The organism is Shewanella sp. BJSY2023SW001, from assembly GCF_047314685.1.
GTDB lineage: Bacteria > Pseudomonadota > Gammaproteobacteria > Enterobacterales > Shewanellaceae > Shewanella > Shewanella indica.
In genome coordinates this window covers 1-25,797 of record NZ_JBKORF010000002.1, presented here as the reverse complement: position 1 = coordinate 25,797, position 25,797 = coordinate 1, and the positions used below count along the sequence as shown (strand labels likewise).

General features: G+C 54.1%; 22 protein-coding genes. 20 read left to right on the top strand and 2 right to left on the bottom strand.

Translation table 11 applies throughout. From position 1 onward, the window contains the following. The first annotated feature begins 10 nt into the window (after positions 1-10). The 3 genes from ACMHXH_RS00130 (at position 11) to ACMHXH_RS00120 (ending at position 3,334) form a co-directional block, all read left to right on the top strand. Entirely contained in the window at positions 11-724 is a 714-nt protein-coding gene (locus tag ACMHXH_RS00130) for an NUDIX hydrolase (protein ID WP_319619034.1), read from the top strand. Between the two features lie 150 nt (positions 725-874). Next, a complete protein-coding gene (gene prs, locus ACMHXH_RS00125; protein WP_335912522.1) occupies positions 875-1,741 on the top strand; it encodes a ribose-phosphate diphosphokinase in 867 nt (288 codons plus the stop codon). Positions 1,742-1,753: 12 nt separating this feature from the next. After that, positions 1,754-3,334, top strand: coding sequence for a nicotinate phosphoribosyltransferase (locus tag ACMHXH_RS00120; protein WP_101095157.1), 1,581 nt, complete (start codon positions 1,754-1,756; stop codon positions 3,332-3,334). Between the two features lie 31 nt (positions 3,335-3,365). On the opposite strand, the gene ACMHXH_RS00115 is transcribed toward ACMHXH_RS00120, so the two are convergent. Next, positions 3,366-3,665, bottom strand: coding sequence for a hypothetical protein (locus ACMHXH_RS00115; RefSeq protein ID WP_052248197.1), 300 nt, complete (start codon positions 3,663-3,665; stop codon positions 3,366-3,368). A 571-nt stretch (positions 3,666-4,236) separates the two neighbouring features. On the opposite strand from ACMHXH_RS00115, the gene mraZ reads away from it, so the two are divergent. The 15 genes from mraZ to lpxC all read left to right on the top strand — a co-directional run bounded on the left by mraZ (position 4,237) and on the right by lpxC (position 21,149). Continuing rightward, entirely contained in the window at positions 4,237-4,695 is a 459-nt protein-coding gene (mraZ, locus tag ACMHXH_RS00110; RefSeq protein ID WP_039035209.1) for a division/cell wall cluster transcriptional repressor MraZ, read from the top strand. Between the two features lie 29 nt (positions 4,696-4,724). After that, on the top strand, positions 4,725-5,666 hold the full coding sequence (gene rsmH / locus ACMHXH_RS00105; protein ID WP_413737472.1) for a 16S rRNA (cytosine(1402)-N(4))-methyltransferase RsmH: 942 nt from the start codon (positions 4,725-4,727) through the stop codon (positions 5,664-5,666). Between the two features lie 7 nt (positions 5,667-5,673). Next, positions 5,674-5,988 (top strand): cell division protein FtsL, encoded by a 315-nt coding sequence (gene ftsL / locus ACMHXH_RS00100; RefSeq protein ID WP_039035250.1) that lies wholly within the window; start codon positions 5,674-5,676, stop codon positions 5,986-5,988. Next, the gene (locus tag ACMHXH_RS00095) at positions 5,985-7,721 is read left to right on the top strand and encodes a penicillin-binding transpeptidase domain-containing protein (RefSeq protein WP_039035207.1); all 1,737 of its coding nucleotides are present in this window, start codon (positions 5,985-5,987) and stop codon (positions 7,719-7,721) included. The genes ftsL and ACMHXH_RS00095 overlap by 4 nt, the downstream gene beginning before the upstream one ends. Next, positions 7,718-9,187, top strand: coding sequence for a UDP-N-acetylmuramoyl-L-alanyl-D-glutamate--2,6-diaminopimelate ligase (murE, locus tag ACMHXH_RS00090; protein ID WP_335912521.1), 1,470 nt, complete (start codon positions 7,718-7,720; stop codon positions 9,185-9,187). The genes ACMHXH_RS00095 and murE overlap by 4 nt, the downstream gene beginning before the upstream one ends. Next, entirely contained in the window at positions 9,184-10,560 is a 1,377-nt protein-coding gene (locus ACMHXH_RS00085) for a UDP-N-acetylmuramoyl-tripeptide--D-alanyl-D-alanine ligase (RefSeq protein ID WP_335912519.1), read from the top strand. The genes murE and ACMHXH_RS00085 overlap by 4 nt, the downstream gene beginning before the upstream one ends. Further along, positions 10,561-11,643: a phospho-N-acetylmuramoyl-pentapeptide-transferase gene (gene mraY, locus ACMHXH_RS00080; protein ID WP_039035204.1), complete on the top strand. Its 1,083-nt coding sequence runs from the start codon at positions 10,561-10,563 to the stop codon at positions 11,641-11,643. Between the two features lie 6 nt (positions 11,644-11,649). Beyond that, on the top strand, positions 11,650-12,969 hold the full coding sequence (murD, locus tag ACMHXH_RS00075; RefSeq protein ID WP_144362111.1) for a UDP-N-acetylmuramoyl-L-alanine--D-glutamate ligase: 1,320 nt from the start codon (positions 11,650-11,652) through the stop codon (positions 12,967-12,969). After that, positions 12,959-14,176, top strand: coding sequence for a cell division protein FtsW (gene ftsW, locus ACMHXH_RS00070; RefSeq protein WP_039035202.1), 1,218 nt, complete (start codon positions 12,959-12,961; stop codon positions 14,174-14,176). Before murD ends, ftsW begins: the two co-directional genes overlap by 11 nt. After that, on the top strand, positions 14,173-15,276 hold the full coding sequence (murG, locus tag ACMHXH_RS00065) for an undecaprenyldiphospho-muramoylpentapeptide beta-N-acetylglucosaminyltransferase (RefSeq protein WP_039035201.1): 1,104 nt from the start codon (positions 14,173-14,175) through the stop codon (positions 15,274-15,276). Before ftsW ends, murG begins: the two co-directional genes overlap by 4 nt. Then, the gene (gene murC, locus ACMHXH_RS00060; protein WP_335912517.1) at positions 15,273-16,742 is read left to right on the top strand and encodes a UDP-N-acetylmuramate--L-alanine ligase; all 1,470 of its coding nucleotides are present in this window, start codon (positions 15,273-15,275) and stop codon (positions 16,740-16,742) included. The genes murG and murC overlap by 4 nt, the downstream gene beginning before the upstream one ends. A 96-nt stretch (positions 16,743-16,838) precedes the next feature. Beyond that, positions 16,839-17,603, top strand: coding sequence for a cell division protein FtsQ/DivIB (locus ACMHXH_RS00055; protein ID WP_144362109.1), 765 nt, complete (start codon positions 16,839-16,841; stop codon positions 17,601-17,603). Between the two features lie 3 nt (positions 17,604-17,606). Then, on the top strand, positions 17,607-18,842 hold the full coding sequence (gene ftsA / locus ACMHXH_RS00050; protein WP_039035199.1) for a cell division protein FtsA: 1,236 nt from the start codon (positions 17,607-17,609) through the stop codon (positions 18,840-18,842). Between the two features lie 35 nt (positions 18,843-18,877). Continuing rightward, positions 18,878-20,050: a cell division protein FtsZ gene (gene ftsZ, locus ACMHXH_RS00045; protein WP_039035198.1), complete on the top strand. Its 1,173-nt coding sequence runs from the start codon at positions 18,878-18,880 to the stop codon at positions 20,048-20,050. Between the two features lie 178 nt (positions 20,051-20,228). Next, the gene (gene lpxC, locus ACMHXH_RS00040) at positions 20,229-21,149 is read left to right on the top strand and encodes a UDP-3-O-acyl-N-acetylglucosamine deacetylase (protein ID WP_039035197.1); all 921 of its coding nucleotides are present in this window, start codon (positions 20,229-20,231) and stop codon (positions 21,147-21,149) included. An 8-nt stretch (positions 21,150-21,157) separates the two neighbouring features. Here the strand turns inward: lpxC and ACMHXH_RS00035 are convergent, their stop codons facing one another. Then, complete coding sequence (locus ACMHXH_RS00035; protein ID WP_251767449.1) at positions 21,158-21,610, bottom strand: DUF721 domain-containing protein; 453 nt, start codon at positions 21,608-21,610, stop codon at positions 21,158-21,160. Positions 21,611-21,638: 28 nt separating this feature from the next. Here ACMHXH_RS00035 and ACMHXH_RS00030 point away from each other — a divergent pair, with 28 nt between their 5' ends. After that, positions 21,639-22,538, top strand: coding sequence for a M23 family metallopeptidase (locus ACMHXH_RS00030; protein WP_039035195.1), 900 nt, complete (start codon positions 21,639-21,641; stop codon positions 22,536-22,538). 58 nt (positions 22,539-22,596) lie between these two features. Further along, positions 22,597-25,320, top strand: a complete 2,724-nt coding sequence (gene secA, locus ACMHXH_RS00025; RefSeq protein ID WP_335912516.1) for a preprotein translocase subunit SecA — start codon at positions 22,597-22,599, stop codon at positions 25,318-25,320. Positions 25,321-25,797 lie beyond the last annotated feature (477 nt).

Genomic DNA, 25,797 nt, shown 5'->3' with positions numbered 1-25,797 from the left:
TGAGCCCGCCATGACAGTGACGACCGAAGACGAATATCTGGCGCAATACAATATCCATGATTATCCGCTGCCGCTAACCAGTGTCGATAGCGTGCTGCTCTGTGTGCAAGAAGGGCAATTGTGTGTGCTCTTGGTCAAGCGTTCCGGGTTTCCCTGCAAGGGGATGTGGGCATTGCCGGGAGGCTTTATCGATCTGCAGCAGGATCAGGATATCGATGCTTCGGCCAAGCGCAAACTTAAGCAAAAGACCGGGATAGTGCCGCCCTACCTGGAGCAGTTACAGAGTATAGGCAATGGCCGCCGGGATCCCAGAGGCTGGTCGGTCACCATCAGCTATTATGCGCTGATGCCTCATCTTGACCCCGTCATGGAAGGGTCTGAAGAGAGCCGCTGGTTCAGCTTGCAGTCGCTGCCCGAACACTTGGCCTTTGATCACGCCGAGATCATAGCCTTGGCACAGGAGCGCTTACGCCAAAAGGCGCTCTACAGCCTGGTGGCGGCTTTTGCCCTGCCGGAATTGTTTACCCTGGCCGAATTGCAGCGAGTGCATGAGGCCATCCTGGGCAAGCCACTGCAGAAGAAATCCTTCCGGCGGCGAATCGAGCAGGCCGGCGTGCTCGCCCCCTGTGGCGAGGGCCGGGCCGAAGTCGGTCGCCCACCCCAGCTCTACCGGGTATTGCCTGAAGCCGCCGATTATCGCTTTGTACGCAACCTGGAAGCTTGAACTCCATTCGAGATTTTTTGGTTTATCACTATCTTAGCTATTGGTTTAATTCTTTTTTTAAATAAGTGTCCTATAGACTCAAAATAAGCTTGACCGCTCTAAGTTGTTGCTTTAGGTTAAGTGTCATTAAGACACTTAGTGGTGAGCGATATGGATATCAGTATTGAGCTAGTAAACAAAGATGCGACCCGACAGGCTTTGACTGTTGAGCAATGGCAGTTTGCCGGTGGTGAGCAGCATGTGCGTTTGGCAGGTTTTGATCGACAACAGCTACAGAGCGCGATTATCTACGCCAGGTTGCAGAGCAGTGATGCCATCATGCAGCTGCTGCTGATCAAAGATGCTTTGGACCGCGCCGCCCCCGGCATTCAGGTTTCACTGCAACTTCCCTATTTCCCCTATGCCCGCCAAGACAGGGTTTGCGTCGCAGGTGAAGCTTTTTCCGCCGCCGTGATGGCGGGGGTGCTGCGAAATGCCGGCTTCAGCCAGATCCGCTGTTGGGATCTGCACTCGGCGGTCAGTGAGCAACTGCTGGAGGCCGAGCAGGTACATCAGGCGCAGCTGGTTTGTCAGTTTGCGCAACTGAAGCAGTGGCTGCAAAGCCACCAGGCGGCGCTGCTGGCACCGGACAAGGGCGCCAGCCACAAGATTGCCAAGGTTGCCGATGCGCTGAGTGCCGCCGGGATTGAGGCCGAAGTGTTTCAGGCCAGTAAACGTCGGGATCCAGCGACGGGCGCTATATTGGCATCCGAGTTGGACGCCGATGTCGCTGGCCGCAGTTTGCTGATCCTGGATGATATTTGCGATGGTGGCAGAACCTTTATCGAGCTGGCGCGGCTTTTGAAACAAAAAGGCGCCGCCCGAGTGGGACTCTATGTGACCCATGGCCTATTTTCTCGCGGAATAGAGCCGCTGGAAGGTTTGATTGATGCCGTGTTTACCACAGATTCGCTGCGCCCATTGCATCCGTTTGAGTCGCAAATTGTCGAGCTGCACACCTTGAAACTGTTCGAATAAAAGGAGTTTATTATGAGTATCATCGCCCCCTCAATGCAGAAGGATGTCTACAAAGAGTTTCATGGTCGCGCCTATCATCCTCAGGTGACAGAGGTGTATGCCAACTTCACTTCCCGCAGCGGTCGCAATGCCAACATAATGGATAATGATAAGGTCGCTTTTATTGGACTGCAGTATTTTATCAAGAGCTATTTAATGGAGGAGTGGGACAGCTTCTTTCGTCAGCCCAAGGCGCAGGCGGTGGCCGCCCATAAGCGCATACTCAGTGCCATGCTGGGGTATAGCGTTGATGTCTCTTATCTGGAAAAACTCCACGACCTTGGGTATTTACCGCTGAGGATCAAGGCGCTGGAAGAGGGCACTCTGGTGCCTTATCTGGTGCCGCCGTTGACCATAGTCAACACCCATCCGGATTTCCCCTGGCTGACCAACATGATAGAAACTGTGCTCAGTTGTGAAAACTGGCCGATACAAACCAGTGCCACCACGGCCGTTGCTTACCTGCGTACCTTTAAAGAGTTCGCCGATAAGACAGGCCTGCCCGCCGAGATGATAGCGTTTCAGGGGCATGACTTCAGTTTTCGCGGCATGTTCGGTAAGCAGGCCGCCGCCATGAGTGGTTTTGGCCATTTGGCCAGCGGCTTTGTTGGAACCGACACCATTCCGGCGGTGCTGTTTGCCGAGAAGTACTATGGTGCCGATGTCGATAAGGAGTTGGTTGGCGCCTCAGTGGATGCCACCGAGCACTCGGTGACCTGTTCCTGGATCCTCGAAGGGGAGATCGCCTTCTTCCGTTATCTGATGCAGACCCAGTCTCCCAAGGGGATCCTCAGTGTGGTGTCCGATACCTGGGATTTCTGGACTCTGGTGACTCAATACTTACCTGAACTCAAGCAGGAGATCCTCGAGCGTGACGGCACCCTGGTTATCCGTCCCGATTCCGGTGATCCTGTGACCATTCTCAGCGGTTATAAGCTGGCGCCTGAATCACTTATCCGCGAATGCGGCCTGGATGAAGCCTTGCAAAAGGCGGCCGATAGCGGTTATGAGGCGATAAGTTGGTATGGTGAGTTTATCGGTCTGCAGCGTCAAATCCTGATGGCCTGCGAGGTGAAGGGGCTTATCGAGTGCCTGTGGGACATTTTTGGTGGCACCTTGACCGACAAGGGTTACAAGCTATTGGATAGCCATGTGGGTGCCATCTATGGCGATGCCATCACGCTTGAGCGCCAACGACAAATACTGCAGCGTTTAATGGATAAAGGTTTTGCTTCCAAAGTCGTGCTGGGGATTGGCTCATACAGCTATCAGTATGTCACCCGGGATACCCATGGCTCGGCAGTCAAGGCGACTCATGTGATAAAAGACGGCGAGCCGCTGGCTATTTTCAAGGCGCCCAAGACAGATAACCAAAAGCGTTCCGCCAAAGGGCTACTGCAAGTGGTTATGCAAGACGGGGAGCTGGTGCTGAGAGACGATGTTTCGGTGACTGAAGAAGCCCAGGGGCTGCTGCAAACCGTTTATGAGGATGGCAAACTGCTTCGCGAAACCAATCTGGCCGAGATACGTCAACGGGTGGCGGCGCAGCTGTGAAGCCTTGATTCAATGGCCCCAGTGGGCAGGGTCAGACATCGATATCTATGATCTGACCCTTGCCTTCTTCTTGAGGCCTGGATTCATTTTTTGCCTCATCTTCCCTACGACGGTTATGTTTGCGCCGCTCGCGGGCAAAGCCTTTTTGTTCTTTGCGGCGATCGCCGATTCTTTCACGTTTGTCTATCTCGGGAGGCAGTTGCGATTGCGGGGCTTCGTGGCTGTCGGGCGCTATAGCTGAGCTGGTCTTGACCTGCTCCACTTCGCGTTTGGGCTGAAATACCGCTTTGACCGGGCGTGCCAACATGGCGTAAATGCTGTCTAATCCCATGATGTCCCCCCTGATTTAACGGTGTTTTTTTAGTTGAACACCGCATTGTCTGTAAGCCTTATATCCTTTTATCGGCCAGGAGTGTTTAAAATTTAGACTGTTATTGTTGTTTCTGGTTCCTTGGGCTTTTGGGGTAAGAATAAATTGCTTCTTTGCATTCACAATAGCGGTTCGCCGAATGACCTGACGGCTTTAGGTTATAAGGGGTAAATCTGCTTTTCTGTGCCTTTAGTGTTTTGTTCTGGGTTCTTGGAGCCATGACAAAGTTTGCGCTGGATCGTATTACTCACATGCTCAATTTTGGGAAACTTCTCCACAATCATCTCTTTTCACTGTGAAAATCTTCCTGGCCTGTGTCGAAATTTTCCCCTGACAGGTGCGTTTGCACCACTTTTTGCCACTTGGAATTCGCTAATGTAAAAAATGTTGTGACACGCTGCTAACCCGCTTGGTGACTGGCTTTATTCGAGTTTGCATTGCTTGACAATCCTTGTTGACTGTCCCTAAACTTAGCATCTGTGGGAATTTGTGGATATTTGTGGATCTATTAACTGAACAAGGATGAAACCAAGTGTTTTCCGGCGCAAGTGCTTTGAATCTGGATGCCAAGGGGCGGATCGCTATGCCAACGCGATACCGCGAGCCTCTGCATGCCGATCATCAGGGCAAGCTGGTGATTACTGTGGATATCCAATCTCCCTGTCTGTTGATCTATCCGGTAAACGAATGGAACAAAGTTGCCGACAAACTGCTCGGTTTGTCTGATTTCCAACCGCAGGAGCGGGCGATGAAACGCCTGATGCTGGGTTATGCCCAGGAATGTGAGTTGGATACCAATGGCCGGGTTTTGTTGACTCCGCCGCTCAGACAATATGCCTCCTTGGAAAAGAAGACCATGTTGGTCGGGCAGTTGAACAAATTCGAACTCTGGGATGAACAGGTCTGGCAGCAGCAGTTGGCCGACAGCCTGGAGATGATTAAGAGCCAGGGATTGACCGCCAGTGAGCGGCTGGCCGATTTCTCACTCTGATGAGTGAGACCAGATTAAAGAAGAGAGTGATGAGCCAAAACTTTGCCCACCTGTCTGTCCTGCTTCAAGAAACGGTAGACGGGCTCAATATCCGCCCAGATGGCATCTATATCGACGGTACTTTCGGTCGGGGTGGACACTCACGTCAGATCCTTGCCCGCCTGGGGCCTCAAGGACGACTGATCGCCATCGACAGAGACCCGGCGGCCATTGAAGCCGCGAAACAGTTCGCCGATGACCCGCGTTTCTCCATAGTTCATGGCGGTTTCGGCCAGTTGGCCGACTATGTTGAGCAACTTGGGCTAGTGGGCAAGATAGACGGCGTCTTGCTGGATCTCGGTGTGTCATCGCCGCAACTGGACGATGCCGAACGTGGCTTTAGTTTTCTGCGTGATGGCCCACTCGATATGCGGATGGATAACAGTCAGGGGCAAACGGCGGCACAGTGGCTCGCCAGAGCAGAGATTGAAGATATGGCCTGGGTGTTCAAGACCTATGGTGAAGAGAAAAATGCCCGCCATATTGCCCGTTGCATCGCCGCTGACCGTGATGAAAAACCGTTTTTACGCACCAAAGATTTGGCCGGCTTGATCGAAAGGATCACCAAACACAAAGAACGTAACAAGCATCCGGCAACCCGGGTGTTTCAGGCGATTCGTATCTATATCAACAGCGAGCTGGATCAGATAGATCAGGCGCTGGAAGGTGCATTGACGGTACTGGCGCCCAAGGGCCGACTGTCGATCATCAGCTTCCATTCTCTTGAAGATCGCATGGTGAAGCGCTTTATCCGCCGTCACAGCAAAGGCGAGGAAGTGCCTTACGGCTTGCCGGTGACCGAGGCCGAGCTCAACCGCTCACGGCAGTTGTTGCCCATAGGCAAGGCGATGAAACCGTCGGATGAAGAGATTGCCGTTAATGCCCGGGCCCGCAGTTCTGTACTCAGAATTGCCGAGCGTTTGCCCTACTGAGGTGGCGGTGAGTAAGTCGCAACTCAATCTGGCGCGCATAGTGCTGCGGGATCTTTGGCAGCACAAATGGATTCTTTTGCTGGGCATGCTGGTGTTGGGGAATGCGGTTGCCGTGGTATATACCAGCCATATCAGTCGTACCCAGACCAGTGAGTTGGACAAGCTGTTACAGGAAAGGGATCGCTTGGATATCGAATGGCGCAACCTGTTGCTGGAAGAGCAGTCGCAGGCTGAGCATAGCCGGATAACCCGGATAGCGACCAAGGAATTGGACATGATAAGGCCCTTACCCAATGAAGAGGTGGTAGTGAGACTTCCATGAGAAAACAGGCTAAAAGGATTCAAAAGCCCCAACTGATCCACTGGCGACTGCAGGTGGTGGTGGCTTTTGTTTGTCTGTTGTTTGTCTCACTGGTGGGACGCGCTGCCTACATTCAGGTAATAGAGCCGGAAAAACTGCGTCATGAGAGTGATATGCGCACTTTGCGAACCACTTCCAACCAGGTGCAAAGAGGGCTTATTACCGACCGCAACGGCGAGATGTTGGCCGTCAGTGTGCCGGTGCGTGCCGTCTACGCCGACCCCAAGGTGGTTCACGACAAGGATGGCTTCAATGACATGCGCCGCTGGCGGGCGCTGGCCGATGTATTGCACGAGCCGCTGGATGAGTTGCTGGCCAGAGTGCAGTCCAACCCCAGGAAACGTTTTACCTATCTCAAGCGCCAGGTTACCCCGGCGGTCGCGCACTATATCGAGCAGCTGAAGCTACCCGGTATCTACCTTAAGTCCGAGTCACGCCGTTACTATCCGGCTGGCGAGATCAGTGCTCAGCTGGTCGGGATCACCAATATCGATGATGTCGGCATCGAAGGCATTGAAAACACCTACAATAGTTGGCTGACAGGCACTCCCTCCAAACAGAAAGTGCGCAAGTCCCGTGACGGCCGGGTGGTTGAGCGGCTGGATATCATCCAGGAGGGCGAGAGTCCCAACGATCTGGTGCTCAGCATAGATCAGCGTATTCAGCAGTTGGCTTACCGTGAGCTCAAGCGTGCCACCGAAATGAACCAGGCAACATCCGGTTCCGTGGTGGTACTGGATGTACACACGGGCGAAGTGCTGGCGATGGTCAACACTCCCTCCTATAACCCCAACTCGCGGGAAAACCTGCAGAGCCACAGGATGCGTAACCGCGCCCTGACAGACACCTTTGAGCCCGGTTCGACGGTGAAACCCTTTGTGGTGGTGGCAGCGTTGGAGGCCGGGATCGTCAAGAATGATGAGCTGATCCCGACATCACCCGGTTGGATGCGTATTGGTGGCCGGCAGGTGCGGGATGTCCGCAACTATGGCGATATGTCATTGGCGAAGATTTTGATCAAGTCCAGTAACGTGGGGATCAGTAAGTTGGCGCTGGAAATGCCGGTGCAGCAACTGCTGGGCACCTATCAGTCCATGGGGCTCGGCAACTATTCAGGGATCAACCTGACCGGCGAGAGTGCCGGTTTGGTGCAGGACAGACACAGATGGTCTGACTTTGAACGGGCGACTCTATCTTTTGGTTATGGTCTGACAGCCACCCCGCTGCAGTTGGCGCGAATGTACGCCACTCTGGGCAGCGGCGGCATACTTTACCCGGTATCGATTCTTAAACTGAAGCAACCGCCGGAAGGCACCCGGGTGATAGCCCCGGACGTGGCCCGCGATGTGATCAACATGTTGGTGGGCGTGACCGAGAAGGGCGGCACAGGTACCCGGGCTCATATTGAGGGCTATCCGGTTGCCGGTAAGTCGGGCACCAGTCGTAAGGCGATAGCCGGTGGCTATGGCGATGATTATGTCGCCCTGTTTGCCGGTGTTGCGCCGGCCAACAACCCCAGGCTCGCCATGGTGGTGGTGATCAACGAGCCCAAAGGGGATAGATATTACGGCGGCGTGGTGGCGGCACCTGTGTTTGGCAAGGTGATGTCCGGCGCGTTGCAGATGTTGAATGTGGAGCCTGTGAGTGATGATGCTCGCGTACAACTGGCTCAGGTACCTAGGAGAGCAGAATGATGTTATTGCGGGATCTGCTGGCTCCCTGGTTTCATTACTCCGGCGCGGAGGCGGTGGCCGAGCCCTGTCTCGACAGTCGGAAAGTAGTTGAAGGTGGCCTTTTTGTGGCCGTTCCCGGACATCAGGCCGATGGTCGGGAGTATGTTGCCGCCGCCTTCAACAAGGGAGCCGCGGCTGCCTTGTTGCATACGGACGATCCGGATGCCCACGGCAAGGTAGAGCGGGAGCAAGGTTTAACCATTTATTTTTTTCAACTGAGTCGGCAGCTATCGGCGCTGGCGGCCCAGTTCTATGGCATTCACGCGGCCAAGCCACGTTTGGTGGGGATTACCGGCACCAATGGCAAGACTTCCGTCAGCCAGCTAATCGCCCAGTGGGTGTCTTTGCTCGGCGAAAAGGCCGGTGTCATGGGCACTTTGGGGAACGGTTTGCTGGGGGAACTCCAGGAAGCGACCAATACTACTAGTGATGCCTTAGCCGTAATGGCCCAGCTCAAGGCTTTTGAGCAGATGGATGTCAGCGTCTGTGCCATGGAAGTATCCAGCCACGGTTTGGTGCAGGGACGGGTAGAAGCCGCGCCCTTTGAAGTGGCGGTGTTTACCAACCTGAGCCGGGATCATTTGGATTATCACCAGACTATGGAGGCTTATGCCGCCGCCAAATTGAGGCTAATGCGGTTTGCCAGTCTCAAACACGCTGTGATTAACCTGGATGACGCCACAGGACAGGCTTGGTTTGAGGAATTACCCAAGGCCAAGTTGCTCGGCTATAGCATTAAGCAAGATCCCAGAGCGGCAGTTATTGCTGTTAACCCTCAATATCACGCCAAGGGCGTACGCGCCGAGATCCACTGGCCGGAAGGTAAAGGTGTGCTGGAAACCCCGCTGCTGGGCGAATTCAATCTCTCCAATCTGTTGGCGGCGTTGACGGCGCTGTATGCCATGGGTTATCCGCTGCAAAAGCTGCTGTCGCTGTCACCGGCTCTGAAACCCGTGCCCGGACGGATGGAGTGTTTCCCGTCGAGAATAGGTTTTTCGCTGGTGGTGGATTATGCCCACACCCCGGATGCGCTGGAGCAAGCGCTCAAGGCGCTGCGGCTGCATACCGACAACCGCCTCTGGTGTGTCTTTGGTTGCGGCGGCGATCGTGACAAGGGCAAGCGGCCGCTGATGGCCCGCGCCGCCGAGGCTTTTGCCGACCGCTTGATGGTCACCAGCGACAATACTCGCAGCGAAGATCCGCAAACCATCATTGATGAAGTTATGGCCGGGCTGACTCGCCCCGAGTCGGCACTCTCCTGTGTCGATAGGGTGACCGCCATTAAACAGGTTTGCGCCCAGGCCGAGGCGGGAGATGTGATCTTATTAGCCGGTAAAGGCCATGAAACCTATCAGGAAGTTGCAGGAAGCCGTCACCACTATGATGAGCGGGCCTTGGCACTGGAACTTAGCGGAGGCAAGGCATGATCCCTTTGACCCTGCAACAAATAGCAACGGCGCTGAATGCCAAATTGATTCCGGCAACTGCCGCAGAGCAGCTGATTGAGAGTGTCAGCACAGATAGCCGCGATATAGGCACCCAAGGTTTGTTTATCGCCCTCAAGGGTGAGCGTTTCGACGCCCATGAGTTTGCGCCAACGGCGGTCAAAAATGGCGCCGCGGCGCTTCTGGTCAGCCGTGAATTGGCACTCGATGTGCCTCAGCTACTGGTGGCCGACCCTCATCAGGCCCTGGGACAACTGGCGACCATGGTGCGCAGTTTGGTTTCACTCAAGTGCGTTGCCTTGACCGGCTCCAACGGCAAGACCAGCGTCAAGGAGATGTTGGCGACTATATTGTCGCAATATGCCAAGGTGCTCTACACCGCAGGTAACTTCAACAACGACATAGGCGTGCCGCTGACTGCCTTGCGGCTGGAGCCTGAACACGAATATGCGGTATTTGAGCTTGGCGCCAATCACAAGGGTGAAATTGATTACACCTCGGCCATAGTGCGCCCGGATGTTGCCCTGGTGAACAATGTCGCCAGCGCCCATCTCGAAGGGTTTGGCTCAGAGGCCGGTGTGGCGGCGGCCAAATCCGAGATTTTCAATCACTTGGCCGCGGACGGCTGTGCCATTATCAATGCCGATGACAGATACGCCGAGGTAATGCGTCAGGCTGCGTTAGGCTACCGTCAGTTAAGCTATGGCATTGACGCAGCAGCCGAACTGACAGCCAAAGATCTACAGGCCGATGCCTCGGGGCGTTATCGCTGCATTCTTTGCTGGCAGCAGCAGGAGTATCCGCTGGTGTTGCCGCTGGCCGGACGACATCAGGTGGCTAACGCCCTGGCAGCAACTTCGGTTTGCCTGGCGCTGGGCCTGGATATGGCAAGCATTATCTCCGGCTTGCAACAGATGCAGCCGGTCAAGGGACGCATGTTGCCCACAGAGCTTGGGCGGGTGCAGCTGATCGATGATAGCTACAACGCCAATCCGGCTTCGGTCAAGGCGGCGATCAACTGGCTTCACGAAATTCACGGAAATCGCATTCTGGTACTGGGCGATTTAGGGGAATTAGGCGACAATGCCCCCCTTTTGCATCGCGAGCTGGGTGAGTATGCCCGAGAGGCCGGGATAGATGCCCTGTTTTGCTGCGGTCAATTAACCCAGAACACCAGCCAGGGGTTTGGTACGGAACATCTGGATACCCAAGGGCGTTTGGTGGAAAATTTAATCGAATATATCAATCAGTTACCAGGGAGTGTCACTGTATTGGTCAAGGGGTCACGCAGCATGCGTATGGAACGTGTGGTCGAGGCCCTTAAATCAGCCTTCGGGCGTGGGGAGTTAGTGTAGATGCTGGTGTATCTGGCGGAGTATCTAACCCAGTTTTATACCGGGTTTAACGTGTTTTCCTATTTGACCTTCAGAGCCATTCTGGGGTTGTTGACCGCCCTCAGCTTCGCACTCTGGTGGGGGCCCAAGTTGATCGAGCGTTTGCAGTTGTTGCAGATAGGCCAGGTGGTGCGTAACGATGGCCCTGAGTCACATTTCAGTAAGCGTGGCACCCCAACTATGGGTGGATTACTGGTGCTGGCGGGGATCTTTATCAGTGTCCTGCTGTGGGGCGATCTCGGTAACCGCTATGTCTGGGTGATGTTATTCGTTCTGGGCAGCTTTGGCCTTATCGGCTTCCTTGATGATTATCGCAAGGTGGTGCGTAAGGATCCCAAGGGGCTGGTAGCCAGGTGGAAGTACATTTTACAATCGCTGGCGGCGATTGCGGTGGCCTTTTATCTCTACGCTACCGCGGCCTTGCCCGGTGAAACTCAATTGGTAGTGCCTTTCTTCAAGGATGTGATGCCGCAGCTGGGGCTGTTTTTTGTGGTGCTGGCCTATTTCACCATAGTGGGTTCGAGCAATGCGGTTAACCTGACCGACGGCCTCGATGGTTTGGCGATTATGCCTACCGTCATGGTCGCGGCGGCGTTTGCGCTTATTGCCTACCTCTCCGGCCACGCGCAATTTGCCGGCTATTTGCATATTCCACATCTGCCGGGAGCCGGTGAACTGGTGATCGTCTGTACCGCAATAGTGGGTGCCGGTCTTGGTTTCCTGTGGTTCAACACCTATCCGGCTCAAGTGTTTATGGGTGATGTAGGCTCGCTGTCACTGGGGGCTGCGCTCGGCACCATGGCCGTACTGGTACGCCAGGAGATTTTGCTGGTGATCATGGGTGGTGTGTTTGTAATGGAGACTTTGTCAGTCATCCTTCAGGTTGGATCCTATAAGCTGCGGGGCCAGCGGATTTTCCGTATGGCACCCATACACCACCATTATGAATTGAAAGGTTGGCCCGAGCCCAGAGTGATAGTGCGTTTCTGGATTATCTCTTTGTTCCTGGTTCTGCTGGGATTAGCCACCCTGAAGTTGAGGTAAGCAGTCATGATGAGTCGCTGTTCGCACATAGTGTTGGGATTGGGGGCCACAGGTTTGTCTGTGGTGCGCTATCTGGTGGCTCAGGGGCATGCCCCTATGGTGATGGACAGCCGCCGTAATCCTCCCGGTGCCGAGGCGCTGAAAAATGAATTTCCGGATCTGGAGTTTTGCTTCGGTGGTTTTGATTGCCGTGGCCTGGTGCAGGCCGAGCAGATCATCATCAGTCCCGGGATCCCCATGGATACCCCAGAAGTAAGAGCAGCTCTGGATATGGGCATAGAAGTGATTGGCGATGTGGAGCTGTTTGCTCGCGCCATCGCTGACAAGGGCCCATGTGTGCTGGCGATTACCGGCTCCAATGGTAAGTCAACTGTAACGACCCTGGTCGGTGAAATGCTCAAAGCCGGCGGCAAGCAGGTTGCCATCGGCGGCAACATAGGGGTACCGGCGCTGGAGCTTTTGGGCGAAAACGTCAGTCACTATGTGCTGGAGTTATCCAGTTTCCAGTTGGAAACGACCCATAGTCTTAAATGTTTGGCGTCCACTTGCCTGAACATTTCTGAAGACCACATGGACAGATACAGCGATCTGGAAGCCTATCGTCAGGCCAAACTGCGGCTCTATGAACTGAGTCGACTGGCGATTTTCAACCGGGATGATCCGCAGACTCAGCCCATGTCACCCATGAACAACAATAGCTTTGGCCTGGGCAACCCCGAGGGGGATGAGTGGGGGATCACCGACGGCAAGATTTTCCACGGCAGCAGTGAAATCATGAATCTGTTGGATGTGGCGCTACTTGGCAGCCATAACCACGCCAACTTGCTGGCCGCCATGGCGTTAGCCGATGCGGCCGGAGTGGATAAGGAAGCCATGGCCAGAGTGGCCCGCGAGTTTAAAGGCCTGCCGCATAGATGTGAACTGGTGGCGGTCAAAAATGGTGCCACCTGGATCAACGATTCCAAGGCCACCAATGTGGGCGCTACCGTGGCTGCGCTCGAAGGACTCAGCGACTATCTCGGCGATGTGATCCTGATTGCCGGTGGGGATGGTAAAGGGGCTGATTTCCGGCCGCTTGCCAATGCGCTGGGCTCTGTGACTCACCTAATCACCCTGGGGCGAGACGGTGACAAGATAGCGGCCCTGAAAGAGGGCGCCATCAAGGTTGGCTCCATGGCGGAAGCCGTGAGTAAGGCCGCCGAGCTGGCGAGTTCCGGAGACATAGTCATGTTGTCGCCGGCCTGTGCCAGCCTGGATATGTACAGCAACTTTATGGCCAGGGGCGATGATTTCCGCCATCTGGTGGAGGCACTGGATGAGCAGTGATGAGCGACAACTCAACCTGTTTGGAACCAGCCTCAAGTGGCGCTGGTCCGACTGGTTCGGTGAAAAGCAATCGCAGGGCATGCAACTGTATGACCGGCGTTTGCTGCTTGCCGTTTTGTCGTTGATCGCCTTTGGCTTTGTGATGGTGATGTCGGCTTCCATGCCGGAAGCTCAGAGTCTGACAGGTAATCCATTTCACTTTGTGACCCGGCATCTGTTCTATTTGGCGGGTTGCGTGGTGATCGCCGCAGTGGTGTTGCAGGTAGAGATGCAGCGCTGGCAGCAACTGAGTCCGCTGATGCTGTTGCTGGTTGGAGTCATGTTGGTAGCTGTGCTGGCAGTAGGCACCACGGTAAACGGCGCGACACGCTGGCTGTCGCTGGGGCCGGTGAGAATTCAGGTGGCCGAGATAGCCAAGTTTGTTTTTGCGGTCTACATGGCCGGTTATCTGGTTAGGCGGCATCAGGAAGTGCGTGAAAACGCCAAGGGTTTTTACAAGCCGATTGCGGTTTTTGCCGTCTATGCCTTCTTGATCCTGATGCAACCGGATCTGGGGACTGTAGTGGTGCTGTTTGTTGGCACGGTCGGGCTGCTATTTTTGGCCGGCGCCCGTTTGCTGGACTTTTTTGCGCTGATCCTGACCGGGGTCATGGCCTTTGTGGCTTTGGTGTTGCTGGAGCCCTACCGGATGCGGCGGGTGACCTCCTTCCTCGACCCCTGGCAGGATCCGTTCGGCAGTGGTTACCAGTTGACTCAGTCGCTGATGGCTTATGGCCGTGGTGACTGGTTTGGTCAGGGGCTTGGTAACAGTATCCAGAAACTGGAATACCTGCCGGAGGCGCACACTGACTTTATCTTCGCCGTTATAGGGGAAGAACTTGGGTTTATCGGCATAGTTGCCGTGCTGGCGGTGCTACTTTTCGTTGCGCTGCGGGCGATTCGTCTCGGCAGCCAATGCTTGGCCATGGATCGGGCATTTGAAGGTTATCTGGCCTACGCCATAGGGATCTGGATCTGTTTCCAGACCGTGGTGAACGTGGGCGCCAGTATCGGCATTTTGCCGACCAAGGGGCTGACACTGCCCTTTATCAGCTATGGCGGCAGTAGCCTCTGGGTGATGACGGCTGCGGTCATGATGCTGATCCGGATAGATCATGAGCGGCGTCTCAGCCTGATCCAGGCGGTACAGGGGAGGCTGAAGTCATGAAAGGTAATAATGTGAATAACAAACGTATTTTGGTGATGGCCGGTGGTACCGGTGGTCACGTTTTTCCGGCGTTGGCAGTGGCCAGACGCTTGGCACAGCAGGGCTGGCAGGTGCGTTGGCTGGGTACCGCCGACCGGATGGAGGCGCGTTTGGTGCCTCAGCACGGCTTTGACATAGATTTTATTGATATTAAAGGTGTGCGTGGCAACGGCATAGTGCGCAAGCTGGCAGCGCCTTTCAAGGTGCTGCGCTCAATTATCCAGGCGCGCAGGGTTATCCGCGAATTTCGGCCAGATGTGGTGTTGGGCATGGGCGGCTTTGCCAGCGGCCCGGGCGGCGTTGCCGCCAAGCTAAGTGGTATTCCGTTGGTGTTGCATGAGCAAAATGCCATTCCCGGGATGACCAATAAGCTGCTTTCCCGTATCGCCACCAAGGTGCTGTGCGCCTTTGCCAACACCTTTGAGCCGGGTAAGGCCGAAGTGGTGGGCAACCCTATTCGCCAGGAACTTATTAGTCTGGGTGGGCAGCATAGAGCCCAACATCAGGATGCGCTGAAAATTTTGGTTGTCGGTGGCAGCTTGGGTGCCAAGGTCTTCAACGACCTTATGCCGGCCGTGGTTGCCGAGGTCAGCAAGTCACAGTCGGTGACGGTTTGGCATCAGGTGGGCAAGGGCAATCAGGCGCCGGTGGAAGCTGAATATCAGCAGCTGGGACAGGATGGCAGAGTCAAAGTGGCTGAGTTTATCGATGATATGGAAGCCGCCTATCGCTGGGCTGACGTGGTCATCTGTCGTGCCGGAGCTTTAACCGTTTCCGAGCTGGCGGCCGTTGGTCTACCCAGCCTGTTGGTGCCTTATCCCCATGCGGTGGATGATCACCAGACCCGCAACGCCCAGGTGTTGGTGGATGCGGGCGCGGCCTTCCTGTTGCCGCAACCGATTGTCGATGTGCCCAGGCTGGCGAACAAGCTTGCCCTGCTTGGCAGTGATAGAAATGAATTGGCCCTGATGGGGCAAAGAGCCAGAGCGGCCGCCGTGCTGGATGCGACCGATAAAGTCGCCCAGGTCTGTATCGAACTGGCAGAGAAAGGAAATAGATGAACAACAGATCAGAGAAATACGCCCAGCTTCGCGCCATGATCCCGGAAATGCGCCGGGTGCGTCGCATTCACTTTGTTGGCATAGGTGGTGCCGGCATGGGGGGCATTGCCGAGGTTCTGGTCAACGAAGGTTATCAGGTCAGCGGTTCGGATATTGCCGAAAATGCCGTGACCGAACGTTTGGCGGCTCTGGGTGCTCGCATCATTATCGGCCATAGTGCCGAGGCTGTGGTTAACGTTGATGTGGTGGTGGTTTCCACCGCGATTAAAGCGGATAACCCGGAAGTCGCGGCCGCCAGAGCCAATCGCACTCCGATAGTGCGCCGTGCCGAGATGCTGGCCGAGCTAATGCGTTACCGTCATGGGGTGGCGATCGCCGGCACCCATGGCAAGACCACTACAACCAGCCTTATCGCCAGTGTTTATGGCCAGGCCGAGCGGGATCCGACCTTTGTAATAGGTGGCTTGCTTAACAGTGCCGGCACCAATGCTCGCTTGGGGCATAGCCGTTACCTTATCGCCGAGGCCGATGAGAGTGATGCCAGCTTCCTGCATCTGCAGCCTATGGTGAGTGTGGTAACCAATATTGAAGCCGACCATATGGATACTTATGGCGGCGATTTTGAGAAGTTGAAAACTACCTTTGTCGACTTCCTGCATAACCTGCCGTTCTACGGTGTGGCCGTGCTCTGTATTGATGATCCTGTGGTGAAAGAGATCATGCCGCGTATTGGTCGCCACATGGTGACTTATGGCTTCAGCGATGAGGCCGATGTGCAGGCACTCAACTTTAGCCAGGAAGGGCATCAATGCCGTTTCACCGTGCGTCGCAAGGGACGGGATGACTTGGAACTGCTGCTGAATCTGCCGGGACGGCACAATGTACTGAATGCTTTGGCGGCGATTGCCGTGGCCAGTGAAGATGATATAGATGATGCCGCCATAGTGCAGGCGCTGGCGGAGTTCCAGGGAATTGGCCGCCGCTTCCAGCACTTGGGGGCCTACGATACTCCCAAGGGCGAGGTGATGCTGGTTGATGATTACGGCCATCATCCCAGTGAAGTCGCTGCCACTATCAAGGCGGCTCGTGCCGGTTGGCCCAATAAGCGCCTGGTGATGGCTTATCAGCCACACAGATACAGTCGCACCCGGGATCTGTACGAGGACTTTGTCGAGGTCTTGTCTCAGGTCGATGGTCTGCTGCTGCTGGAGGTTTATCCCGCCGGTGAAGCACCTATCGCGGGAGCCGACAGCCGCGCGCTGTGCCGCAGCATCAGATTGCGTGGTCAGGTCGACCCTATCTATGTCGCTACGCCGGAGCAGTTGCAGGAGATACTACCGGATGTGCTTAAGGACGGCGATCTGCTGATGACTCAAGGTGCCGGCAACATAGGGGCCCTGGCGCGCCAGTTGGCGAGCAGCAAACTGGGGTTTAGTGATGATAAGAAAGATACGATTTCTGAATAGATTTTCGCCGCTTAATGGCTTGAAAACAGTATCTTTTGACCAAGAAAACCAGCCCTATATAATGGCCGGTTTTCCGCCAAGCTAACAGGCAGGACCATGGCGCTGAAGGACAGGTTGCACAAGGGCCGTGAAAGGCTTGCCGGAGTCAATTGGTATCTCTGCAGCGGGATTGGCTTTCTGCTGTTGGTACTGGCGGCATTCGGCATGGCGGCTTGGAAACTGGGACTGGTGCTGAATGATGCCGAGGCCTTGCCCATAGAGGCTGTGGCGATAAAAGGCGAGCGCCAGTACACCACGGATGCAGAAATCCGTGGCGCCTTGCAGGACTTGATGCAGCGCAGTTTTTTCAGCGCAGATGTGGCCGAGGTGCAACAGGCGCTGGAGGCTCTGCCTTGGGTATACCGGGCCTCGGTTCGACGTGAATGGCCGGCCAAGCTGAAGGTTTATCTGCAGGAGCAGGTCGCCGTGGCGCACTGGAATCAGGATGAATGGCTCAATGAACACGGCGAGGTGTTCCTGGCGCCACCGCAACCCGGGCTGGAAAATCTGCCTTGGTTGGCGGGACCTGAACCTATGGCACAGGAGGTATTGACCTCCTTTCGGCAGATGGATGAACTGCTGCGGATAAACAGCTTTAAGTTGGATAGATTGAGTCTCAGCCCGAGACATGCCTGGGAGGCGACTTTGGGCAACGGCATCATGCTGGAGTTGGGACGAGAAGACAAGATGGCGCGGATACAGCGTTTTATCAATGTGTATCCGGAGTTGGTTAAACAGGAAAAGAGTGTCGCCAGAGTGGATCTACGCTATGACACGGGTCTGGCTGTAGGCTGGGAAGACGCACAAGAAGAGAGCCGTTAATTAATGACCAAGAACCAAGATAGAAATCTGATCGTCGGATTGGACATAGGGACATCCAAGGTCGCTGTGATCATAGGTGAAGTCTTGCCCGATGGCGAAATCAGTGTCGTCGGTCTGGGTAATCATCCATCACGCGGCATGGATAAAGGCGGGGTTAACGACCTCGATTCTATCGTGCGCAGTGTGCAGCGGGCCTTGGATCAGGCCGAGCTGATGGCAGACTGTCAGGTGTCTTCGGTGTATTTGAGCATTTCCGGCAAGCATATCGCCTGTCAGAACGAAAACGGCATGGTCTCCATCAATGATGAAGAGGTGACCCAGGAAGACGTGGACAACGTCATTCACACGGCCCGTTCGGTGAAGATCCCCACTGAACGCCGCATTTTGCACGTACTGCCGCAGGAATATGCCATAGATGTTCAGGAAGGTATCCGCAGCCCTATCGGCATGTCCGGCATGCGGATGGAAGCCAAGGTGCATATAGTCACCTGCGCCAATGATATGGCCAAGAACATCACCAAGAGTGTTGAGCGCTGTGGCCTCAAGGTGGACGACTTGGTGTTTTCCGGTATCGCTTCGGCCGATGCGGTACTGACCAATGATGAAAAAGATCTGGGTGTTTGTCTGGTGGATGTCGGTGGCGGCACCACAGATATCGCCGTGTATACCAATGGCGCTCTGCGTCACTGCGCCGTGGTGCCGGTGGCCGGCAACCAGGTAACCAGCGATATCGCCAAAATTTTTCGTACGCCACTGTCGCATGCCGAGCAGATTAAAGTGCAGCATGCCAGTGCCCGCAGCTCCATGGTGAGCCGTGAGGACAGTATAGAAGTGCCGTCCGTGGGTGGCCGACCATCAAGAACCATGTCGCGTCATACTCTGGCCGAGGTGGTTGAACCCAGATATCAGGAACTGTTCGAGTTGGTATTCAAGGAACTCAAGGACAGTGGCCTGGAAGATCAAATTGCCGCCGGCATAGTGTTGACCGGTGGTACCGCCTCTATTGAAGGGGCTGTGGATGTTGCCGAAGCCACTTTCGGCATGCCGGTCAGGGTGGCATCACCGCTGCCGGTGAAAGGTTTGTATGAATATGTGGATCAGCCCATCTACTCCACAGGTGTTGGGCTGTTACATTACGGCGCGCGCAGGGTTATCGAACGTCAGTTTGAACGACCCGAGCGTCAAGGGGTGACCAGTCTCTGGAATCGGGTTCAGAGCTGGTTTAAAGGTGAGTTTTAACTTACGTAAACGCAGGTAATACGGAGAATTCAACCATGTTTGAGATCATGGATACTCATTCTGACGAGGCGGTGATAAAGGTCATCGGCGTCGGTGGCGGTGGTGGTAATGCCGTCGAACATATGGTGAAACACAACATCGAAGGTGTTGAGTTTGTTGCCACCAATACAGATGCCCAGGCACTGCGTAAGTCTGCCGCGGGCACCACTATTCAACTGGGACGTGATGTCACCAAGGGTCTGGGGGCTGGTGCCAACCCGGAAGTCGGTCGTGCTGCAGCCGAAGAAGATCGTGAAAATATCCGTGAGGCTATCAAGGGCTCGGATATGATTTTTATCGCTGCCGGTATGGGTGGCGGTACGGGGACAGGTGCCGCACCTGTGGTGGCGCAGATTGCCCGCGAAGAAGGGATCTTGACTGTGGCCGTGGTCACCAAACCTTTCCCATTCGAAGGCAAGAAGCGTATGGCGTTCGCCGATCAGGGGATCACTGAGCTGGCCAAACATGTTGACTCGCTGATCACTATCCCCAACGAGAAACTGCTTAAAGTATTGGGCCGTGGCACGTCATTACTGGATGCCTTTGCTGCCGCCAACAACGTGCTCTTGGGTGCTGTGCAAGGTATCGCCGAACTGATCACCCGTCCCGGTCTGATTAACGTCGACTTCGCCGACGTGAAAACCGTTATGTCCGAAATGGGTAACGCCATGATGGGCACAGGTGTCGCTCGTGGTGAAGACCGCGCTGAAGAAGCAGCCGAAGCGGCTGTTGCCAGTCCGCTGCTGGAAGATATCGACTTGGCAGGCGCCCGTGGCGTGCTGGTTAACATCACTGCCGGCATGGATATGAGTATCGAAGAATTTGAGACTGTGGGTAACCACGTCAAGGCTTATGCTTCAGACAATGCGACTGTGGTCGTCGGTGCTGTTATCGATCCGGAAATGAGCGATGAACTGCGGGTTACTGTGGTTGCTACCGGCATAGGATCGGAAAGAAAACCTGACATCCAGTTGGTATCCAAACCTGCTCCGCGTCAGGAACCTGTGCCAGAGCCCAAGGTCGAAGCCTACATGCCTCAGGAAGAAGCTGCTATGCCTGTTTCTCATAAGAGCAATGCAGTTCCGGCGTCCCAACCTGCGGCCAATCCGCATAAGAACGAGCTTGATTATTTGGATATTCCGGCGTTTTTGCGTAAGCAAGCCGACTGATACTGGCGGGTATCGCGGGTGTAAATTGGGTGAGCCCCTTTGTTTCCAGGAAGCGAAGGCAGGTAAATTTTTGTGAAATTGCCGATTTATGCTAGGATATCCGACCAGCTGCGCCCGAGGAGTGTCGATTTTATCGTCCTAGGCAGAGCTTTTTGTTGAGATGAATACGGGTAACTAAATGATTTTTCAAAGAACTGTTGAAAAAATAGTAAAGACCACAGGTGTCGGTTTGCATTCCGGCAATAAGGTGACTTTGACTATCAAGCCCGCACCAGTCAATACAGGGATCGTACTCGTGCGTACCGATATGCAGCCGGCAGTGGAGATTGCTGCCAAGGCGGAGCAGGTGCGTGAAACGACTATGTGTACGGCTCTGGTTAATGATGAAGGTGTTCGCATCTCAACGATAGAGCATCTGTTTGCTGCGCTCGCGGGCCTGGGTATCGACAATGCCGTTATTGAAGTGGATGCTCCCGAGATCCCTATCATGGACGGCAGTGCCAGCCCCTTTGTATTCCTGCTGCAAAGCGCGGGGATCAAAGATCAGTCAGCGGCCAAGAAATATCTGAAGATCAAGCACACAGTGCGTGTTGAAGACGGTGATAAGTGGGCTGAACTGCGACCTTTCAAAGGTTTCAGAGTCGATTTTGCTATTGACTTCAATCACCCTGAAATTGCCCGTAGTCAACAGCATATGGTGATGGATTTTTCCTCTTCCGCCTTTGTGAAAGATATCAGCCGCGCCAGAACCTTTGGTTTTATGCGTGATATCGAGTATCTGCGTGCCAACAATCTGGCATTGGGTGGCAGTATGGAAAACGCGGTTGTGCTTGATGAATATCGTGTCCTCAACCCCGATGGCCTGCGTTATGAGGATGAATTTGTTAAGCACAAGATTCTTGATGCGTTTGGTGACCTGTATGTGGCGGGTCACGCCATAGTCGGAGAGTTCTGTGCCTACAAGACGGGGCATGCCCTGAACAACCAGCTGGTGCGGGCATTGCTTGCACAGCAGAATGCCTGGGAGTTGGTCAGCTTCGAAAAAGAAGCGGATGTGCCTGTCAGCTTTATGATGCCATCCAATGTGGTGATGGCTTAATCGTAAAACTAGGACTGCCTTTTACGGCTGGCTAATGCAGCCAGCCGTTTTAGTTTCTGGCCCAGCTCACCTTCGGTGTGTTCGGCCAGAGCATTAATATGTGAAGCCGCGGTTTCACTCAGTTGTCTGTGAACCACTTGGGGTTTTGCCCCTGATGTTGCCAGTGCCGGGTTGACTTTAACCTCAATAGCGGTAAGCATTGGGAGCGTTTCTGCCTGAAGTTGGGCGAGAAGTTTGGTTTTTTGGAAGTTAATCCTGGCGGCCCATGCGGCGGAAGGGGTTTCAATAACCAGCACACTTTGGCGCAGATTGGCGACTTGCAGCTGTTCGCTGACAGGGCCTGACAGCAGCTGTTTGACATGCTGGTTCAGATACAACAAAAGCTCCGCTTTCTCGGCCAGATCGGGCAGACGTCCCGACTGATGCAGTAATTGGCTGAGGTGCTGAGGGAGCTTCTTCATTATGATAATAAGATGGCTGAATTAGGCTATGAGTGTAACAGTTTTTATTCAAGGTCGGAATGGCGTGACGCGCTGGCAACCTGGCAAACGCTGGTTGTTATTGCCTATATTGCTCCTCGCTGCGGGCACAGGGCTCTATCATTACAACGCCGAGCGATTTGAGTCGCAACAGGCCAACGTCGACAACGAGCGCCAAGCTCGTGAGCAGCAACAGAAACAAGTCAAAGAACTCAAGCAGGCAACCGAAACTCAGTTGGCAACCTTGGTGGCACATGTCGCCAGAATGCAGGCCAAACTGACTCGGCTTGAGGCTCTAGGGCAAACTCTTGCCCAGAATTACCAACTTGAAGAACAGTTCGATTTCGGCGCCGAGGTAGGTATTGGCGGCCTGAGCGAGCTGGGCACCAGCATAGAGCTGGAGCAGCTGATCTCCGATATGGATCGGCTGGCATCAGGAATTGATAGTAATAATGCTCAGTTGTCCCTGCTTGAAACAGTGGCTTCCAATCTCCATATAGATGAAGAGCGTTATATATCAGGGCGGCCAATCAACAAAGGTTGGTTATCCTCGCCCTACGGTTTACGTAATGATCCTTTCAATGGCCGCAGATCTGTGCATAAAGGCATAGACTTTGCGGGTACAGAAGGAGCCGATGTGATCGCCACCGGTGGTGGTGTGGTGACATGGGCCGGGAATATGTTTGGCTATGGTGAGTTGGTGGAGATAGATCACGGTAACGGATTGCGCACCCGCTATGGTCACAATAAAGCTTTGTCAGTAACTGTAGGTGACGTGGTCGCCAAGGGCGAGAAAATTGCCACCATGGGAAGCACTGGGCGTTCGACAGGACCTCATGTGCATTACGAAGTGTTGCGGGGTGGACAGCAGATAGATCCCAAGAAGTACGTCTACCGCAAAGCAGGTTAATTGGAACTGGCCGCCAGACTCGTAAGAGGCTTGGCCTACAACAGAATAAGTGATTCAGATGTTAGGTAAATTACTGACAAAAGTATTTGGTAGTCGTAACGACCGCACCCTTAAAGCCCTGGGCAAGATAGTCAACAAGATCAACGCGCTCGAAGGTGAATATGAGCAACTCAGCGATGAGCAGCTCAAGGCCAAAACCCAGGAGTTCCGTGACCGACTCGAAAAAGGGGAAACCCTTAACGACATCATGGCTGAAGCCTTTGCCACTGTGCGTGAAGCTTCCAAGCGGGTGTTCGAGATGCGCCACTTCGACGTGCAGTTGATAGGCGGTATGGTGCTGGACAGCAACCGCATTGCCGAGATGCGCACCGGTGAAGGTAAGACCCTCACCGCCACGCTGCCGGCCTATCTCAATGCGCTGACCGGCAAGGGGGTTCACGTTATTACAGTGAACGACTATCTGGCTCGCCGTGACGCCGACACCAACCGCCCACTGTTTGAATTCCTGGGAATGACAGTCGGAGTTAACGTCGCCGGTCTTGGTCAGCTGGAAAAGAAAGCCGCCTATAACTCAGATATCACTTACGGTACCAATAACGAATTTGGTTTCGACTATCTGCGCGACAACATGGCATTTTCACCGCAGGAGCGGGTACAGCGGCCATTGCATTATGCTCTGATAGACGAAGTCGACTCCATTCTTATTGATGAAGCCCGTACGCCGCTGATCATCTCCGGTGCTGCCGAAGATAGCTCTGAGCTCTACATCAAGGTCAACACACTTATCCCCAACCTGATCCGCCAGGATAAAGAAGACTCGGACGATTATGTCGGTGAGGGTGACTTCTGTGTTGATGAAAAGGCCAAACAAGTTCATATGACTGAACGCGGTCAGGAAAAAATTGAACTCCTGCTGACCCAGGCTGGACTGTTGGCCGAAGGGGATTCACTCTACTCGGCCGCCAATATTTCACTGCTGCATCATGTTAACGCTGCGCTGCGTGCTCACACCCTGTTTGAGAGGGATGTCGACTATGTTGTGCAGGACGGCGAAGTGATCATCGTCGATGAGCACACCGGCCGTACCATGCAAGGGCGTCGTTGGTCTGAAGGCTTGCACCAGGCGGTGGAAGCCAAAGAAGGCGTGAAGATCCAGAATGAAAACCAGACCCTGGCTTCTATCACCTTCCAAAACTACTTCCGTCAGTATGAAAAACTGGCCGGTATGACAGGTACTGCTGATACCGAAGCTTTTGAATTCCAGCATATCTATGGTCTGGATACCGTAGTGATCCCCACCAATCGGCCGATGATCCGTAACGATATGGCAGACTTGGTGTATCTCACCGCCAAAGAAAAATACAACGCCATTATCCAGGACATCAAAGGTTGTCGTGAACGCGGCCAGCCGGTATTGGTCGGTACAGTTTCCATCGAACAGTCTGAACTGCTGTCCAACCTGTTGGATCGGGAAAAGATCCCTCACAAGGTACTGAACGCCAAGTTCCATGAAAAAGAAGCAGAAATTGTTGCTCAGGCTGGACGTAGTGGTGCAGTAACCGTGGCCACTAACATGGCCGGTCGTGGTACCGATATCGTCTTGGGCGGTAGCTGGAAAGCAGAAATTGAGGAACTGGAAAACCCAACCGAGGAGCAGATTGCCAAGATCCGTGCTGACTGGCAAGAGCGTCACGATGCTGTGGTCGCCGCCGGTGGTTTGCACATTTTGGGCACCGAGCGTCACGAGTCTCGCCGTATCGACAACCAGCTGCGTGGTCGTTCCGGACGTCAGGGCGATGCGGGTTCATCACGTTTCTATCTGTCGATGGAAGATAGTCTGATGCGGATCTTCGCTTCAGATCGTGTTGCCAACATGATGAAGAAGTTGGGCATGGAAGAAGGCGAAGCCATTGAGCATCCTTGGGTATCTCGTGCGATTGAGAATGCCCAGCGCAAAGTGGAAGCCCGTAACTTCGATATTCGTAAGCAGCTGCTGGAGTTTGATGATGTCGCCAACGACCAGCGTCAGGTGGTTTACGCTCAGCGTAACGAACTGATGGATGCTGAAAGCATTGAAGATACCATCAAGAATATTCAGGAAGACGTGATCACAGGCGTTATCGATCAATACATTCCACCACAGTCAGTTGAAGAGCTCTGGGACGTTCCCGGCCTCGAGCAGCGACTCAAGCAGGAATTTGTACTGGACTTGCCGCTGCAGGAGTGGCTGGACAAAGAAGAAGACCTGCACGAAGAGACCCTGCGTGAGCGGATCATCGAATCCTGGCTCAAGGCCTATGAGGCCAAAGAGCAGATGGTGGGCCCTGAGGTGCTGCGTCAGTTTGAAAAGGCCGTGATGCTGCAAACCTTGGATGGTTTGTGGAAAGAGCACCTGGCTGCCATGGACCACCTGCGTCAGGGTATTCACCTGCGTGGTTATGCGCAGAAGAACCCCAAACAGGAATATAAGCGTGAGTCCTTTGAGCTGTTCCAGCAGATGTTGGAGTCACTCAAGCACGATGTGATCAGTATTCTGTCCAAGGTTCAGGTACAGGCCCAATCGGATGTCGATGAAATGGAAGCCCGTCGCCGTGAAGAAGAAGCGCGGATCCAACATCAATATCAGCACGCCACGTCTGAAGCTTTGAATCAAGCCGAACAAGATGCTGAAGTCGCGGCTCATACTCCAGTTGTGCGTGATGGTGAGAAAGTTGGACGTAACGATCCTTGTCCTTGCGGCTCAGGTAAAAAATACAAACAGTGTCATGGCAAACTGAGCTAACACACTGTAAGTCATTAAAGGCAATCTTCGGATTGCCTTTTTTGTTGCTTTTAAAACGTCGTTTTTTACTTCATAAATCCATAATTGTGGATAACTCTGGGGGTAAAAAGTGTTTAACGTGTGGCTAACCCTGGAGCCTCAAAAAAGATCGCAAAATGCTGAAAAAAGCCCTTGCGCAAAAGTTTTGGCCCCCTATAATGCGCACCCACTGACACGGCGAACGAGAACAAATATCTGTTCAAATTCAAAGTTGGTAACGCGGCAACAAGCCTTGGTTTCAACGGTGTGAAGATAAAATCATCACTCGCTCGAAACCAGATAAAAAAGGGCTTGACGCTGAAAAAGGGTTCTGTAGAATACGCAGCCCTGACCCGATGAGAATCATCGCGGTACTGCTCTTTAACAATCTATCAAGCAATCTGTGTGGACACTCACAGGCATTGAGAAATCGACAAAACGATTTAACTCGATGAAGAG

Excerpts from the sequence above, each read along its gene's own strand:
- ACMHXH_RS00130 (WP_319619034.1), top strand. The coding sequence starts at position 11 with ATGACAGTGACGACCGAAGACGAATATCTGGCGCAATACAATATCCAT.
- prs (WP_335912522.1), top strand. The coding sequence starts at position 875 with ATGGATATCAGTATTGAGCTAGTAAACAAAGATGCGACCCGACAGGCT.
- ACMHXH_RS00120 (WP_101095157.1), top strand. The coding sequence starts at position 1,754 with ATGAGTATCATCGCCCCCTCAATGCAGAAGGATGTCTACAAAGAGTTT.
- ACMHXH_RS00115 (WP_052248197.1), bottom strand. The coding sequence starts at position 3,665 with ATGGGATTAGACAGCATTTACGCCATGTTGGCACGCCCGGTCAAAGCG.
- rsmH (WP_413737472.1), top strand. The coding sequence starts at position 4,725 with ATGAGCCAAAACTTTGCCCACCTGTCTGTCCTGCTTCAAGAAACGGTA.
- ACMHXH_RS00095 (WP_039035207.1), top strand. The coding sequence starts at position 5,985 with ATGAGAAAACAGGCTAAAAGGATTCAAAAGCCCCAACTGATCCACTGG.
- murE (WP_335912521.1), top strand. The coding sequence starts at position 7,718 with ATGATGTTATTGCGGGATCTGCTGGCTCCCTGGTTTCATTACTCCGGC.
- ACMHXH_RS00085 (WP_335912519.1), top strand. The coding sequence starts at position 9,184 with ATGATCCCTTTGACCCTGCAACAAATAGCAACGGCGCTGAATGCCAAA.
- mraY (WP_039035204.1), top strand. The coding sequence starts at position 10,561 with ATGCTGGTGTATCTGGCGGAGTATCTAACCCAGTTTTATACCGGGTTT.
- murD (WP_144362111.1), top strand. The coding sequence starts at position 11,650 with ATGATGAGTCGCTGTTCGCACATAGTGTTGGGATTGGGGGCCACAGGT.
- ftsW (WP_039035202.1), top strand. The coding sequence starts at position 12,959 with ATGAGCAGTGATGAGCGACAACTCAACCTGTTTGGAACCAGCCTCAAG.
- murG (WP_039035201.1), top strand. The coding sequence starts at position 14,173 with ATGAAAGGTAATAATGTGAATAACAAACGTATTTTGGTGATGGCCGGT.
- murC (WP_335912517.1), top strand. The coding sequence starts at position 15,273 with ATGAACAACAGATCAGAGAAATACGCCCAGCTTCGCGCCATGATCCCG.
- ACMHXH_RS00055 (WP_144362109.1), top strand. The coding sequence starts at position 16,839 with ATGGCGCTGAAGGACAGGTTGCACAAGGGCCGTGAAAGGCTTGCCGGA.
- ftsA (WP_039035199.1), top strand. The coding sequence starts at position 17,607 with ATGACCAAGAACCAAGATAGAAATCTGATCGTCGGATTGGACATAGGG.
- ftsZ (WP_039035198.1), top strand. The coding sequence starts at position 18,878 with ATGTTTGAGATCATGGATACTCATTCTGACGAGGCGGTGATAAAGGTC.
- lpxC (WP_039035197.1), top strand. The coding sequence starts at position 20,229 with ATGATTTTTCAAAGAACTGTTGAAAAAATAGTAAAGACCACAGGTGTC.
- ACMHXH_RS00035 (WP_251767449.1), bottom strand. The coding sequence starts at position 21,610 with ATGAAGAAGCTCCCTCAGCACCTCAGCCAATTACTGCATCAGTCGGGA.
- ACMHXH_RS00030 (WP_039035195.1), top strand. The coding sequence starts at position 21,639 with ATGAGTGTAACAGTTTTTATTCAAGGTCGGAATGGCGTGACGCGCTGG.
- secA (WP_335912516.1), top strand. The coding sequence starts at position 22,597 with ATGTTAGGTAAATTACTGACAAAAGTATTTGGTAGTCGTAACGACCGC.